Source organism: Ekhidna sp., from assembly GCF_965247405.1.
Classification (GTDB): domain Bacteria; phylum Bacteroidota; class Bacteroidia; order Cytophagales; family Cyclobacteriaceae; genus Ekhidna.
Map to the genome: position 1 here is coordinate 3,115,252 of NZ_OZ252014.1, position 15,863 is coordinate 3,131,114.

The window sequence follows — 15,863 nt, forward strand, 5'->3', positions numbered from 1 at the left end:
TATTAAAATAACCGGTGTTGCAGTAATCTTGCATCTACCACCAATTAAGTAAAGTCCTGTATTATTTCGTTATGTAAAAATTATTTTGCATTATAGGAATGCAGAATCAGACTTTATTGTAAACATATGGAGAAGGAGCTGAAAGAAAAGAGCCTGAAGTCTCATTCGGGAGATAGAGCGTCTCACACATCAAAACCTCAAATTGAAGCATTTGTAAAGTATTTACCTGGTGCGATAGCCATTGTGGATACTGAAATGCGTTACCTCATGGTCAATGATGGCTGGTATCGTGACTATGGTTTGAAAGAAAAAGACATCATTGGTAAAACCCATTATGAAATTTTCCCTGAAGTTAAGGAGAAGCCTGAGTGGATCGATTATCACCAAAGAGCATTAGGAGGAGAAAGTCTAAAAGCTGATTTTGACTCACTTCAAAGTGGTGGGAAAACGATTTTATTAGACTGGAAACTTGAGCCCTGGTACCATCCCGATGGAGCCATTGGGGGTATCATCATGTTTACTGAGGTGAAGTCCGAAGAGGAGATTGCAGAGCGAAGACGTAAAGAGCATGACAATGTATTGAAGACGTTGTTGAATGAAATGGAGGATGGGTTCGCGCATGCACGGATTGTGAGAGATGAAAACGGGAAGCCCATTGACTGGCAGTATCTTAATGTAGGCAGGGGATTAGAAAAATACATACCCATTCCGAAGGAACAATTAGAGGGCAGGCTAGTATCAGAAGCCGTTCCGGGAGCGATCGAAGCAGACCCAAAGTGGCTGGATATTTTCAATGAAGTAGCCACCACAGGCAAATCCCGTGAAATCGAAGAATACTCGGAGGTATTGAAAAGATGGTTTCGAATGAATATCTACAGCCCGGTAAAGGACGAATTTGCTACCATCTTTCGGGATACAACGGTGCAAAATGAATCGCAACAAAAGATCAAGTCACTCAATCAACTGTTTGAAGATGTCTCCAAAATGGCTAGAATAGGAGCCTGGGAAATAAATATCGAGACACAGGAATGTTACTGGAGTGACACAGTTTATCAGATTCATGAGGAGGATCCCTCAAAGAAAATATTGGTTGAAGAGGGCATCAACTACTTTCATCAGGATTATAGAGAAACGCTGGAAAAGGCAGTCAATAACGCGATTGAGAATAAGGAACCTTATGATCTTGAATTGAAACTGATTACAGCTAAGGGTCGTGAAATCTGGACTCGAGCTATCGGCAGACCGGTCTTTGAAGGGGAAAAGTTGACCAAACTTCAAGGGCTTTTTCAGGATATCAATGACAGTGTAGAGAACCAAAAGAAAATAGAGGAGAGAGCAGAAAAGCTGAAATTACTGAATGAACGATTTACGATCGCTCGTGATGCTGCTTCTCTTGGCGTGTGGGATTGGGATATTCCAAATAATACACTGGAATGGGATGATCATTTATTTGAGATATACGGACTTAAAAGAGAAGACTTTTCAAACAGCTATGAAGCCTGGTATCAAGGGGTGCATCCTGAGGATCGGGAAAGATCGAATAAGGAAGTTCAGGAGTGTCTGAAAACAGGTAAAAAGCTCGATACCCGCTTTCGAGTGATATGGCCTTCAGGCGAGGTAAGACACATTGGGGCCATGGGTAAAGTAATAAATGATTCGAATGGTAATCCTGTAAGAATGCTGGGGGTTAATTGGGATATCACCGATCAGGTAGCACAGGAAGAAGAAATCAAATCTCTTAATGCGAACCTCCAGGAAAAAGTAGAGGAACGAACTAAGGCACTTAAAAAGGTGAACAAAGAACTGGAGGCCTTTTCCTACTCGATATCTCACGACCTGCGTGCACCACTTCGTGCAATCAACGGCTATTCGCTGGCTTTGAAGGAAGACTATCAGTCACTGCCCGAGTCAGCTGTCAGCTACCTTGATCGGATTGTAGTCAATAGCAGAAAGATGGGTGATTTGATTGATGACTTGCTGGAGTTTAGCCGCATGAACCGAAAAAAAGTAAATCACACTGTTGTTGATCTTACCATATTGGTGACCCGGTTGATTGATGAGATATTCGACGATTCGAAGGAAGTAGTCAAATTAGAAAGTCTTCCAACCATTCGGGGTGATCGTCAAATGATCGAACAGGTTTTTTCCAACCTGATATCGAATGCGATCAAATACAGTTCGAAAGAAGAAAAGCCTCAGGTTGCTATCTCTTCTGTTGAAGAGGAGAACGCATATATTATTTCTATTGATGACAATGGCGTAGGGTTTAATATGGATTATTACGATAAGATATTCCAGGTTTTCCAGCGATTGCACACCGAGGAGGAGTTTGAAGGAACAGGGATAGGACTGGCTATTTGCCATAAAATCATGAAAGCGCATGATGCCGAAATATGGGCAGAGGCAGACGTAGGCAAGGGGGCTGTTTTTTATTTGAAGTTCAACAAGTAATCGGATTTGAAGAGGTATTTGCATTTTTATCGAATAAAAAGAATGTTTCATCGATACGTTAAAAACAATTTGACTTAACAATAGTCTAGACTCAAATTCCTGTTGATTACTAATTTTTGACCACCTAATGTTCAGATTTTTAATAACGGTTGCAGTTATTGCAGCTCCATTGTTTTTCCTCTATGCAAACGAATCCAATGACGCATTCGAGGAGCACGCTGAGCCGATTGATCTGAGCAGTGTAGCAATTTGCAAAGCACCTTCAGCCTCTATCGAAAATCCCACACTAATTTCTTACTTCTCAGGTCTTCTGAGTACAGAGAACTGGCCTGCCCGATGGACATGCGGTGACTGGTCATCAGTGGAAGGCTGGATGTATATATCAGCGGATCTCTCCATTTTTCTGGCTTATCTATCCATTCCTATCATATTGCTTTGGTATATCAGAAACCGGGATATCGGCAAAGGAAGGAAGCTTGTAACATTATTCGCAGCATTTATATTACTCTGTGGTTTCACACACCTGATAGACGTGGTGTTGTTTTGGGAGCCGGTCTATCGACTCAGCGGTTTCATGAAATTGCTAACAGGAGTTGTTTCATTAGCTACAGCTACTGTGTTGGGTTTTGTCATTCCCAAAGCGTTAGAATATAAGAGTCCGCAAGAACTTCAGGCAGAAATAGACGAACGTAAAAAACTGCAGAGTCAGTTTGAAACATTTGTGAAATACTCTCCGGGGGCGACCGCCATGCTAGATTCAAAAATGCGTTTTCTGTTAGCTAATGATGGATATCATAAAGCATATGGGATAGAGGGAGTGCCAATTATTGGAAAAACCATGCTTGAGGTATTCCCTGATCTGAAAGGATCTGAGTGGCTTGAAAGATTTAATCAGGTGCTTAAAGGTAAACATCTATCAAAGGAACTTGATTCATACGAAAGCAATGGAAGAATGGAATATTTCCGCTGGAAATTAGAGCCATGGTATGATGAGGGAGGCAATATTGGAGGGTTTATCATATTCACAGAAATCCTCACAAATGAGGTTAAGCAGGAAGAGAAGCTGCGGGAGAGTGAGCGTCGTTTCACCAATATTTTCAATAAAGCACAATTTGCTATTGCGTTGGTAGGAGATGGAGGGGTGCCTTTTCTGGTCAATAATCAGTTTATCAAGTTATTGGGGTACACGGAAGACGAACTCACGCGCATGAGTTTTGCAGAATTCACTCATCCGGATGATGTCAAAAAGGATATGGATCGATATCTAGCCTTAGTAGAAAATAAGATAGATAGCTATACCATTGATAAACGATATATCACCAAGTCCGGAGAGGTGAAGTACGTTAAGTTGAATGTAACCATGGTAGACGAAGGCACTGATAATAAGTATGCCATGGCCCTTGTCGAAGATTTGACAGAGGCTGAAATTGCAAAAATCAAGAATGCAGAGATGGACCGAATGATGGCAGAGGTCTCCGCTGTTGCCAACATCGGTTCCTGGGTAGTGGATGTAAAAGAAGGAAAATGCTACTGGAGTGATACGGTGTATCAAATTCATGAAGAGGATCCTGCTAAGGAAATAGCTCTCGAGGAGGGCATCAATTATTATCATCCGGATCATCGGGATATTATCTCCAAAGCTGTGGAGGAAGGAATTGCCAATCAAAAGTCATGGGATCTGGAACTAAAAATCATCACCGCAAAAGGCAATGAAAAGTGGACCCGTGCCATAGGAAGAGCATTGTATGAAAATGGGGAGGTCACAAAGCTTCAGGGGCTATTTCAGGACATTGATAAGAAAAAGAGATACGAGCTGCAAATAGAGCAGTCCAATAAAGGACTCGAGGAAGAGGTCATCGATCATACCACTGCTTTAGAGAAAGCCAATGAAGCGCTTGAAGCATTTTCATATTCTGTTTCGCATGATTTACGAGCTCCATTGCGTGCTATTAATGGCTATTCGGAAGCTTTAATCGAAGACTATAGTAGCAAAATACCAAATGATGCAAATCAGTATCTGTCAAGAATTTCGGCTAATAGTCAGAAGATGGGTAAACTTATTGACGACTTATTGGAGTTCAGTCGAATGAATCGCAAGAAAGTAAACTATCAGTCAGTAAACCTTAACAATTTAATAAACCGTCTCATAGAGGATTTATTCATCGATTCGAAGGGTATTATTACGATAGACGAGTTACCTGAAATAGATGGGGACAAAGAAATGCTTGCCCAGGTCTTTTCAAATCTCATCTCAAATGCAATAAAGTATAGTTCTAATGAAGAAAAACCTGAAATTTGTATAACTTTTGAGGAGGAAGCCACCTCCTACGTGATATCTGTTCAGGATAACGGTGTAGGGTTTAGCATGGAGTATTACGACAAGTTGTTCAAAGTATTCCAGCGATTACATAGTGAGTCAGAGTTTGAGGGTACGGGTGTAGGGCTCTCATTATGTGCGAAAATCATGAATGCACATGATGGTGAGATCTGGGCAGATTCCGAAAAAGGAGGGGGCGCCACATTTTATTTGAAATTTAAAAAACAGGTTTAAAATGGGACTCACCAATGATGTGCAAATTGTTTTAGTCGAGGATAGTTTTGACGATGCAGAGCTTACACAGCGTTCATTAAAAAACTCCAATTTTGTCAATGAGGTCATTTGGCTTAAAGATGGCGAGCAGGCAATTAACTATTTACAAGGAAAAGGAGAGTATGAAAAAAGGGACACGGCAATTAAGCCAAGATTGATTTTGCTGGATTTGAAGCTTCCGAAATTGAGTGGTCTGGAAGTTTTAGAGCGAATTAAAAAGGATGAGAACCTTCATAAAATACCTGTTGTTGTTATGACTTCTTCCAAAGAGAATAAGGATTTGGATAGGTGCTATGAGCTGGGAGCGAACAGCTATGTAGTAAAACCTATCAATTTCTCAAATTTCATGGAAGTGACGAAAGAGATCAGCATGTACTGGGTATTGATTAACCAAATTCCTGAGGAGTGAGATGTATAGGAGATTGAACATTAACGGGAGTTAGCATGACCACATGGAAGGAAAAGGTGCGGATACTTCATCTGGAAGACAATCAGGACGATGTGCAGTTGTTGAAGATGGCACTCAGAAAGTCGAATCTGAATGTTGAGATAGAGGATGTAGCAAATAAGAATGCATTTCTGAAAGCAGATTTATCGGAATATGATTTAATCATCACGGATTATAATCTCAGAGATTATGACGGTTTATCGGCGATCAAATATATACGATTGAAACAGCCGATTATGCCGGTGATCCTCATTTCAGGTACCGTCGGAGAGGAGCTAGCGGCAGATTTGTTGCGTGCAGGAGCCAATGATTTTGTATTAAAGTCCAACCTGAAAAAGACCCCTATTGTTATTGAGCGGGTGCTACACGAAGCATCCATCGCCCGAGAAAAACGACGGTTTCAAAAGGAGTTAGTAGAGAAGAATTTGATTCTGGATTCAATTTTTGACAGTTTTGAAGATATGATCTTCCTTAAAGATGAGGAAGGCAAGTATATCAAGGTAAATCGTCCGTTTTGTGAGTTTTTAAAACTCCATGAGGCAGAGATTATCGGCTCCAGAGAAAGTGATCTTTTTCCTGAAGATAAAGCGGCTGAGGCACTTGAGAAAGATGAATATGTAAAACTATCCAACCGGTCTCTCACTTACGAGGTAGAATATAATCATGATGGTGTCATTAAGATGCTGGAAATCACTAAGAGCCCGCTTGTAAGTGATAATAAGGTATCAGGAATCGTAGGGAAATGCCAGGATATTACCGCTAAAAAACTATTGCTGGAGGATGTAATAAAATCGAAATCTATCCTGAGTCAGGCAGAGAAACTTACACGGTCAGGAAGTTTTGAGTATGACTCTGATTTAGATCTTATCAGTTGTAGTTCACATTTTAAACACATTTTGAAACTTCAAATTGAAGGGGATACCATCTCGTTTAGAAAATTTACTCAGCTGATAAAAGAGGAAGACCGTTCTATTTTCAACGAAGGGATTAATAATGCAATAGAGAAATACGAAGAATATCACAATGAGCATCGGTTTATATGCAATTCTAACGATAAGTCAGTCATTAGAAATTTTAAGATTGTTTTAAGACCAGACTACAAAGATGCGAAAGCAAAAAGATTTTATGGAACCATCGTGGATGTTACTATGGAACATGAAAATCAGATTTATTTAATGAATAGGCAGGAGAATGACCGAAAGGAACTGGCACGAGAACTTCACGATAACCTGGGGCAGAAAATGAATGGCATTTCCATGTTCATTAGCAAAATATCGGATGATATACCGGACAATAAGGATTTGAAAAAAGTGAAAGAGTTGGCTCATGAAACGATCGATGATCTGGGATATCTCATTAATAACATTTCAGTGAAACAGATAGAGGAGCATAGCCTAGATTATGCCATTGACAAGCTGGTAAGCTATATGCCTGTGCCTATTAAGGTGAATAAAAACTATGAGATTAAAGAGGAGGACCTTTCGCCCTTTGTAAAATCTCAAATCTATCGTGTCATTCAGGAGGCGTTAAACAACGTGGCTAAATATAGCGAAGCATCAGAAGTTAAAATGAATATAAAACAAAGCGGCGGAGTATTAAGCCTGGAGATCGAAGATGATGGAAAAGGATTTGCCGTGGAGGAGGTATTAAACGGGAACGGGCTCCAGAATATTACTCACCGAGTCAGACGCAGCAATGGATTAGTAAATATTGATTCACAAAAAGGAAAGGGCACACGGGTGACTGTGAAAATGCCGGTAAGCTAAAAGAACGAAAATGCGAACACTATTATTAGTAGATGATCATCAGATAATCAGGGATGGTATCCGATTTTACTTTGAAGGTGATGAGGAATTCACCATTAAAGATGAGGCGGAGAATGGTTTGGAGGCACTGGAGCTGCTGAAGGACAATGAATATGACATAGTCCTCACGGATATCAACATGCCTAAAATGGATGGGTTGGAGTTTATGAAAAGCCTGAAAGAAAATTATCCGGATCAAAAGGTGTTGGTACTGTCCATGTACAATGAGGCCGGTTATATCAATAAAATGATCGCCCTCGGTGCAAATGGCTATGTCCTGAAAAAATCAGACAAGGGGGAGCTGGTATCCGCTATCAAGAAAGTGCTGGACGGGCAGGATCATTATTCTGATGAGGTGTACAAAACCATCATCGGAAATATAGCGGGGAGAAAGCCAAAAGAGCGACTGACTCTTGAGGCCGAGCTATCGGACCGGGAGAAGGAAGTATTGGTACTCATTGCCAATGAATACACGAACCAGGAAATCGCTGACAAGCTTTTTATCAGTATTCGAACGGTAGAGACACACAAAAGAAATTTGCTCGAAAAAACCGGTTGTAAAAATGTGGCAGGACTGGTAATGTATGCCGTAGAGCGCAATTTGGTTTAAGAGAATGGCAGGGTATTAGAAAACGAGTTTTAAAGTCCCTATCGTAAGGGGACATATAGTATGAACCACCACCAAATCATAAATAGCGTTAGCGATCCCGTCGTTATCATGGACATGGATGCGGGACATTTTATTGATTGCAATGATCTGGCACTTGAGCTATTTGATCTGACCAGGGAGGAAATCTTACGAACCAGTCCATCAAAGTTAAGCCCATCCAATGTCTACGGTCATGATGCTGAAACGTATAGTCGACAGCTTATACAAGAGGCACTGGCAGGTGCAAACCCCGCTTTTGACTGGGTACATATAGACAAAAACGGGAAAGAGCTCCCGTGTGAAGTTCGTCTGATGCGAATTCCGCCGTTTGACCGTAATCTGGTTCGTGGAACTATCATTCACAAGGAGGATAAAAATCGAATCGTGCGGAGGGCTAGTGAAAGTAGACTTATTTTAACCCTGGAATCTGCAGATATAGGCACCTTCGATTGGTTTCCTCAAATAGACCAGCTGACATGGGACAAGCGGCTTTATGAAATCTTTGAGCTTAACCCTAATTCCAAGATCGACCTCAATGCCCATTTTTTCAATGTCATCCATCCGGATGATTTAGAGCGGGCAGGCAGTGATTTCGAAAAATCACTACAACCCGGAGGTCCTGATCATAATCGTATTGAGTACCGTATCGTCATTGATAGGAGAGTAAAGCATCTGCTGGCTTATAGTCGTATGATTAGGGATGATAAGGGTGAAGTGATCCGAATGCTGGGTACCACACAGGATATCTCTGTGTTGAGAGAATCGGAAAAGCGACTCAAAGAGCATGAGGAACTACTGGACTCTATCATTCAGGATCAAAAGGAAATGATCGTTCGGTGGAAACCCGGAGGATACCGCACATTCGTGAATAAAGCCTATTGTGAAGCGTTTGACCTGGATCCCCAAAAAGCGATAGGTGAGAGCGTGTTTGCTGGCATGGAAAATTCAGTGCAAAATGATATTAAAAAGAAAATTGAGGGTTTAACTCCTGAAAACCCGGTAAGAACCACCACAATACACAGGCCAATGGGGGGTGGTGAAATGGTATGGCAGGAATGGTCTGACCGTGCCTACTTTGATAAACAAGGAAATGTAATAGAGTATCAAAGTGTAGGTAGAGACATCACTGTTCAAAAAGAAAATGAACAAAAGCATCTGCTGATGTCACAGCGATTAAAGGCGATCTCTGACAACCTTCCGGGAGTAGTTTTACGCTATAAGCTAAATCCGGATTTTACTGATGAGCTGGTCTTTGTGAGTGATGGTGTTAGTGGTCTTTTGGGTGTGGAAGTTGATGAAGCCATTGCTGATATCAATAGTGTCTGGTCAACGTTTCATTCCGAAGATATTGAGATGGTGAAGCAAACCATCCAGGAGTCGTACGTGAATATGACAAGATGGTATGGAGAATGGAGAGTTCATTTGGCAAATGGAACCATTGGTTGGGTGCAAGGGACCGGGCAACCCAAAAAAGAAGCGGATGGTAGCGTGATTTGGGATTCGGTCATCATGGATATCACTCCGCAAATTCAAATCAAAAAAGAGCTCGAGAAAAATGAAAAGCTTTTCCGCTCCATCGTGCAAGATCAGGACGAGATGATCGTACGGTGGAAGCCCGGAGGTATACGAACCTTTGTCAATAAAGCCTATCTCGATTTTTATCAACTAAGTGAAGAAGATGCAATAGGTAAAAGTTTTTTTGATCTTATATCTCCTGAGTACAGGGATCAAATAACTAAAGAAATCCAATCACTTACCCCTGAAAATCCCACCAGGGAAAATATGCATAGTGTGCTTCTTCCTGACGGCACCAAAGGATGGCAAAGGTGGAAGGATCGTGCCTTTTTTGATGATACAGGAAATCCGGTCGAGTATCAGAGTGTTGGTACAGACATCACCCAAATGGTGGAAGCTGAAAAAGCACTGAAGGAAAGCGAAGAACGCTATCGAAATGTTTTTAACCAGCAGTTTCAATTTACTGCCCTCCTGGATCTGGATGGAAAGGTCGTTCACATCAATGACCTTCCATTGAAAGTTCAGGGATTGGAAAAAGAAGAATATATTGGGAAATACTTTTGGGAATCACCTGGTTGGAAAGGAAATAAAGAATGGCAGAAGAAGATCAAAAGTCAGGTACTTTTTACCAAGAAGACGGGGGAAACACTTACTGTAGAGGATCCCTATTTTGGTCCTAATAATGCGATTCATTGTGCCATGGCCTCATATAGCGTCATTAACAATGGAAAGGGTGAGATCGAAAATATCCTGGTGCAAGCCATGGATATTACTGCTGAGAAAAATGCGAAAAGAGAAATTGAGGATCGACAAAAGAAATTGTCTCTAATCTTTGACAATGCGAATGACTTCATGATCCTATTTCGGGTTGAAGAAAAGAAATTCTTTATTGAGAGTGTAAATGAACAAACCATTCAAGGCTTCAAAAATTCAGGTATAGAACTGTCCGAGGATGATCTGGTTGGACTGGAGATTAGCGAGTACTTTCAGAAAGTTGTAAGATACAATGAAGAAACCATAGCTTCTCATATGGAAAAGTATTGGGAAGCTTTAAAAAGTAAAGAGACCATCACTTACATCTCTGATAACACAGTCAATGATCTCTATTTTGCCATTGAAACTAAGATCACCCCAGTGGCGCAATCAGATGAGGTAAACTACCTATTAACAACCTCCAGGGATATTACAGAAATCGTTGTATCACGAAAGGAACTTGAAACCGCGCTAGATGAGGTAAGGGAGCTGAAGGATAAGCTGGAACAGGAAAACGTTTATCTGAAAGAAGAAATTAAACAAGCGAACGATTTTGAAGATATGGTCTTCAAGAGCAAAGCATTCAGAGGAGTTCTTCAAAAAGTGGAGCAAGTAGCTAAAACTGATGCTACAGTCTTGATCACTGGGGAAACAGGTACCGGGAAGGAATTGATCGCTCGTGCCATTCACAACGTTAGCAAACGCTCCGAAATGCCGTTGATCAAGGTAAATACAGCGGCTATTCCCAAAGACCTGATTGAGAGTGAGCTGTTTGGACATGAAAAGGGAGCCTTTACAGGTGCATCCGTTGAAAAGCCGGGTAAGTTTGAGTTGGCTGATGGAGGTACCATATTCCTTGATGAAATAGGCGATATGCCATTGGATCTTCAGGTGAAAATCCTTCGTGTACTTCAGGAAGGGGAGGTAGAACGGCTGGGAAGCACCAAAACCAAGAAAATAGATGTTCGGATTATTTCAGCAACCAATAAAGATTTGGAGGAAGCTGTAAAGAACGGAACTTTCCGTGAGGATCTTTATTTCAGACTCAAAGTATTCCCAATCGAAATTCCACCTCTTCGCTCCCGACCTGAAGATGTGCCCATTTTGGTGGAGCACTTCATTGAAAAGTATGGAATCAAGTACAACAATCCGATTAAGATTATTCCAAAGCCGGTGATGGACTACCTTAGAAACTACGCCTGGCCAGGAAATGTGCGTGAACTGGAAAATACCATTGAGCGTGCGGTGATTTTATCTACGAAAGAAAAACTACAACTACCGGAGGTGGTGGAAAGTACGTCCACTCAGGAGCAGTGGGAGCATGACAATTCGTTAGATATCATTGTTGAAAATCATATTCGCAGAGTGCTAAAAGAATGTGACTGGAAAGTTGAGGGCGGAGATGGAGCTGCAGCTAAGTTGAAAATTAAACCAAGTACACTCCGCGACCGAATGAGGAAATTTAGCATAAAACGCCCCAATTAACACCCACGGAATACCGCGATCACGCAATATTTAACGGTTTCACCCACGGTTTTCCGTGGATTTTTCACACTAAGTATTTTGCTTAATCAAATTTAATACCCCTGATTTACAGCTAGTTAGGTGTCTATTTTTCACACATATGAAAACTGGCACGCCTGTTGGTAAAGGGAATTTCGTGATTGATAATCAAAACCAAATTGAATTAAAAACGGGGAAACACTGGGTGTCTGATGATCAGATTTTTCATTCAAAGTTTATGATCCCTGCTGGATGTCCAATGATAGACAGCAGAATGATAAAGGAACACCTGGAAGTTATACACCACTTTCTTGGAAACAGGGAACTCCCGTTTTTGATCGATTTAACAAACTCTGAAAGTGTGCTCAGTTTTGATGCCCTGAAAAGATGGGGTCAAAGCAAGTTGCTCAATGACCATCGTCTGGTTGAAGCCTATGTGGTGAACAATCTGGCGGATTTGATTTTCATGAAACAACACATACGATTAAATAAAATTCAATATCCGGCCATGGTCTTTCAGGGACGAAAGCTGGCTAAGGAATGGCTTAAATCGTACACCATTAACCATAATCCATCGCGCCATAGCCACAACCAAATGAAAATGACCACTAACTAGCAAAATGAACAAGGTAATGGAACGGGAGATTAGAATCTTAGTGCTGGAGGACAATCCTGACGATGTTGAATTGACAAAATTGGTACTTGATCGATCGGAAATCGATTATACCATGAAAGTAATCGACACAGAAGAGCAATTAAAATCTGAAAATCTGGATGACTATGACATTGTGCTGTGTGATTACAGCATTAAGGATTACGATGGATTGAGATCGATCAATTACATCAAAAGATATTCAGATGTACCGGTTATTAGCGTTTCCGGATCTATCTCAGAAGAATTAGGAATTGACCTGCTTGAAGCAGGTGCAGATGATTTCGTAAAGAAATCTTTCCTAAAGAAACTTCCGGTCGTGATGACCAAATCACTCTCCAAGGCAAAATGGAAGAAGCAGGCAGATCAGTGTCTGAGAAAGCTCGAGGAAACCACGCAGATGTTTGATAATCTGTTTGATAGCCTTGCAAATCCTGTTTTTCTCAAAGACGCTGAACGAAGATATGTGCGTGTAAATGCAGCATTTTGTAAGCTATATGAGCGTAGTGAAGCTGAAATCACCGGAAAGACAGATGATGATCTGGATTGGATGAGTCAGAGTGATATGTACTACCAGGATGATATTAATATTTTAAGCAAAGGCATCTCATCCCAGTACGATACAAGCTATATAGATGACAGAGGAGGAAGAATATGGCTGGAAGTGACCAAGAATCCCATTTTAATTGATGGGGAAATTACGGGTATTTTGGGCCAGGCCAAAAACGTAACGGATAGAAAGGATGCCATTGCTACGATGGAAAGATCTCAACACATCCTGCAGCAAGCAGAGGAACTCACACTTTCCGGTAGTTTCGAATATGATGTGGACTTGGATTTGGTGACCTGCTCGAAGAATATGATGAAAATGTTGGGAACCCACTCCAATCAGATTTCACTGGGAAGATTGGTTCGGTTGGTAAAACCGGAAGACCGATCCATGTTTCTTGACGGCATCAATGGGAGTATAGAGAATAAGACAGAATATCGGGCTGAACATCGCTACCAGTTAAACGAAAAAAACCAGGGACATTTTGAAATCCTCTTTCGACCGGACTACAAGGATGAAACCGGCAATACCTTTTACGGAACGGTGCTGGATGTGACTCGGCAGTCGAGAGAGAGTCGCTCACGGATAGAGCACCAGGAAGAATCCCGAAACGAAATAGCTCGTGAGTTGCACGACAACCTGGGACAAAAGCTTAATGCCGTATCGATGTACTTGGGCAAGGCTGCCAATTGCACCGATTGTGCACCCATTATAGAGAAGAGCACCGACCTGCTACATGAGGGGATAGATGATCTGGGTAGACTGCTTACCAATATCTCGGTGAAGCACATCGATGACATCTCTTTGAGATATGCATTGGAGAAACTGACTTCTTATTTGCCAGAGGGGATGAATTTCACCTTCAATTGTGAAATTGATGAGTCCAGCGTAGATCGCTTTGTTAAGCGGCAGGTTTTCCGTGTGGTACAGGAGACCGTAAACAATGCAATCAAATACAGTGAAGCAAAAAATCTAAATATTTTACTTGAGCATGAGGGAAGTATCCTAAGCATGATCGTGGAGGATGACGGAAATGGATTTGAAATGGAAAACAATGAGTTGGGGAACGGTTTAATGAATATTACACACCGTGTGAAAAAGTCCAATGGACTCATTGATATCAATTCCAAAATAGGTGAGGGTACCAAAGTGATGGTGAAGATCCCCGTGAGTTAATCGAAAAGGAATCAATTTCACAGAATAGTAGTTAGTGAGTTGCCTCTTTCTTGAGGCAGTGATTAGGTGAGGGCCTGCCGCGAGAGCGGTGGGCTTTTTTTAGTCATAAAAAAACCAGCAATGAATGCTGGCTTCTGCATAGTATCACCTATTAAATCCGACCCGCAATAGACGGGCCGGAAAATCATTAAAAACACCAATCACGCTAGTGAAAAGATGTAATACTTACGAAGTGGGGGTGGAGATTGGATTTCGTGAAAGGAATTATCGAAGTTCAACTGCGTTCTTATCCAAATATCATGTAATCGATTTCAGAAGGGAGCATTCTTACTCAATATAAGTAATGAGCTTTAATATATTTTTCAGAAACTTCGGTATGATAGATTCCTCTAGATTCGTCATTGATAATTGAATCAACTAAATCAATCTTCTCCTGATCATCCAAAGCAAATGTTGAATATTCATTTTCATTGTATCTAATGATTCTAATTCGTTCAGTTTTTTTGATTACCTCCTGTGTCAATTCGTCCTTGTACTGAAAACTTATTAAAAGAATGAATTCATCTATGTCCTTATTGCTAATCATGGGATAGCAGTTTCTAAAGGTTTTCATATCTCCTTTGAGTTCATTCAGACCAGTAGGATGTAGGATCATGAAGTTTATAGTATTTAAAGAAATGAAATGTGTTTTCAACTTTAGATCTAAGGCAGTCCTTCTTCCTGAATTATAAATGTTAATCCTAACTTCTGGAATAAAAAAAACCGCGTCTGAACCTTCATTATTTCGATGAATGAAATCTCTATCGTTTTGGATGCTATGATATATTTCATAGGTAAAATAGATTTTAGGTCTTTCTAACTCGATTTGATTTTGATATTGAAGCTTTGATATTTCAGCTTGGGTTTTTAACTCCTTTAGCATCAATTGAGCTCCTTTATCATACTTATTGAGTATCTCCTTTTGTTCATTAAAGATTTGGACACTCTCGTTGTGTTGCATTTCTTGAATATCTAAATTCTTCTGAAATTGCTTGTTAGATTCCTCATCTCTTGATACCTGTTGTCGAATACTCCAAATAGCAATCATTAAGGCAAAAACTGCTACTGTAGTGTTAATAATTGCCACAATGGTATTAAGGCTTATACTATTAGTCGGAATGAGCTTATTGAGTTGAAATGGCAAATGATTCCAGATAATGTAAATGCATAAAGATGCTATCAGTACAATTAAGCATGTTAGAGTTATAGCGATCCAGTTTGTCATTGCGAGATATAGTTATCACCATTCAATCTACCCAATCCTCAAAACACCCTCCCATTATTCACCACAAAATATCACAGCGTTGTGCCTAAGTTCTTGTTTTAGGTAAACTGATACTTAGCGGAGTGCAATTAAGCCCTCCTCCATTAGGAGCGGTCCGGCGTTTCGGAGAATTGGGGAGAGGTTTAAAATAATCATCCTACTAAGAGAGAGAACTATTCCCCTTTCTCCTGCCAGGAGAAGGGGTTAGGGGATGAGGTTCTTTTAAAAGAATCACTCAACACCAGATCGGTTATTTTATGTCCTCAAGGACCTCCCTAAATCCCTCACTCCAACATCCGTATTTTCCTCTAAGTGAATCTCGCACCGGCCTAAGTGCTTCCCCGATACGCATCTCACGGACTTTTTTGCGGGTATTTCTGAATCTTTTCAAACCCGAAAAATCCTCTCACACAGGCCTCCCTGCTTGTGGACATTTGTATCATCAAAACAAAACAAAAACACATAAGA

The 15,863-nt window shown here is 40.8% G+C and carries 9 protein-coding genes; 8 read left to right on the forward strand and 1 reads right to left on the reverse strand.

What is annotated here, in order from left to right:
* The first annotated feature begins 126 nt into the window (after positions 1–126).
* The 8 genes from ACP14Y_RS14410 (at position 127) to ACP14Y_RS14445 (ending at position 14,092) form a co-directional block, all read left to right on the forward strand.
* Positions 127–2,451, forward strand: coding sequence for a PAS domain-containing protein (locus ACP14Y_RS14410; protein WP_424963633.1), 2,325 nt, complete (start codon positions 127–129; stop codon positions 2,449–2,451).
* Between the two features lie 127 nt (positions 2,452–2,578).
* Positions 2,579–5,002 carry a PAS domain-containing sensor histidine kinase gene (locus tag ACP14Y_RS14415; protein ID WP_424963634.1) on the forward strand — a complete coding sequence of 808 codons (2,424 nt, stop codon included), beginning with the start codon at positions 2,579–2,581 and terminating at the stop codon, positions 5,000–5,002.
* Position 5,003: 1 nt separating this feature from the next.
* Positions 5,004–5,450 (forward strand): response regulator, encoded by a 447-nt coding sequence (locus tag ACP14Y_RS14420; protein WP_424963635.1) that lies wholly within the window; start codon positions 5,004–5,006, stop codon positions 5,448–5,450.
* Between the two features lie 35 nt (positions 5,451–5,485).
* The gene (locus ACP14Y_RS14425) at positions 5,486–7,255 is read left to right on the forward strand and encodes a PAS domain S-box protein (RefSeq protein WP_424963636.1); all 1,770 of its coding nucleotides are present in this window, start codon (positions 5,486–5,488) and stop codon (positions 7,253–7,255) included.
* A 10-nt stretch (positions 7,256–7,265) separates the two neighbouring features.
* Positions 7,266–7,904, forward strand: a complete 639-nt coding sequence (locus ACP14Y_RS14430) for a response regulator (RefSeq protein ID WP_424963637.1) — start codon at positions 7,266–7,268, stop codon at positions 7,902–7,904.
* 60 nt (positions 7,905–7,964) lie between these two features.
* The gene (locus tag ACP14Y_RS14435; protein WP_424963638.1) at positions 7,965–11,696 is read left to right on the forward strand and encodes a sigma 54-interacting transcriptional regulator; all 3,732 of its coding nucleotides are present in this window, start codon (positions 7,965–7,967) and stop codon (positions 11,694–11,696) included.
* 139 nt (positions 11,697–11,835) lie between these two features.
* Positions 11,836–12,330, forward strand: a complete 495-nt coding sequence (locus tag ACP14Y_RS14440) for a hypothetical protein (RefSeq protein ID WP_424963639.1) — start codon at positions 11,836–11,838, stop codon at positions 12,328–12,330.
* A gap of 4 nt (positions 12,331–12,334) precedes the next feature.
* Positions 12,335–14,092 (forward strand): response regulator, encoded by a 1,758-nt coding sequence (locus ACP14Y_RS14445; protein WP_424963640.1) that lies wholly within the window; start codon positions 12,335–12,337, stop codon positions 14,090–14,092.
* 331 nt (positions 14,093–14,423) lie between these two features.
* On the opposite strand, the gene ACP14Y_RS14450 is transcribed toward ACP14Y_RS14445, so the two are convergent.
* A complete protein-coding gene (locus ACP14Y_RS14450; protein ID WP_424963641.1) occupies positions 14,424–15,356 on the reverse strand; it encodes a hypothetical protein in 933 nt (310 codons plus the stop codon).
* Between the last annotated feature and the right edge of the window lie 507 nt (positions 15,357–15,863).

Coding starts and splice junctions, on each gene's coding strand:
- ACP14Y_RS14445 (WP_424963640.1), top strand. CDS start 12,335: ATGAACAAGGTAATGGAACGGGAGATTAGAATCTTAGTGCTGGAGGAC.
- ACP14Y_RS14410 (WP_424963633.1), top strand. CDS start 127: ATGGAGAAGGAGCTGAAAGAAAAGAGCCTGAAGTCTCATTCGGGAGAT.
- ACP14Y_RS14440 (WP_424963639.1), top strand. CDS start 11,836: ATGAAAACTGGCACGCCTGTTGGTAAAGGGAATTTCGTGATTGATAAT.
- ACP14Y_RS14420 (WP_424963635.1), top strand. CDS start 5,004: ATGGGACTCACCAATGATGTGCAAATTGTTTTAGTCGAGGATAGTTTT.
- ACP14Y_RS14430 (WP_424963637.1), top strand. CDS start 7,266: ATGCGAACACTATTATTAGTAGATGATCATCAGATAATCAGGGATGGT.
- ACP14Y_RS14415 (WP_424963634.1), top strand. CDS start 2,579: ATGTTCAGATTTTTAATAACGGTTGCAGTTATTGCAGCTCCATTGTTT.
- ACP14Y_RS14425 (WP_424963636.1), top strand. CDS start 5,486: ATGACCACATGGAAGGAAAAGGTGCGGATACTTCATCTGGAAGACAAT.
- ACP14Y_RS14435 (WP_424963638.1), top strand. CDS start 7,965: ATGAACCACCACCAAATCATAAATAGCGTTAGCGATCCCGTCGTTATC.
- ACP14Y_RS14450 (WP_424963641.1), bottom strand. CDS start 15,356: ATGACAAACTGGATCGCTATAACTCTAACATGCTTAATTGTACTGATA.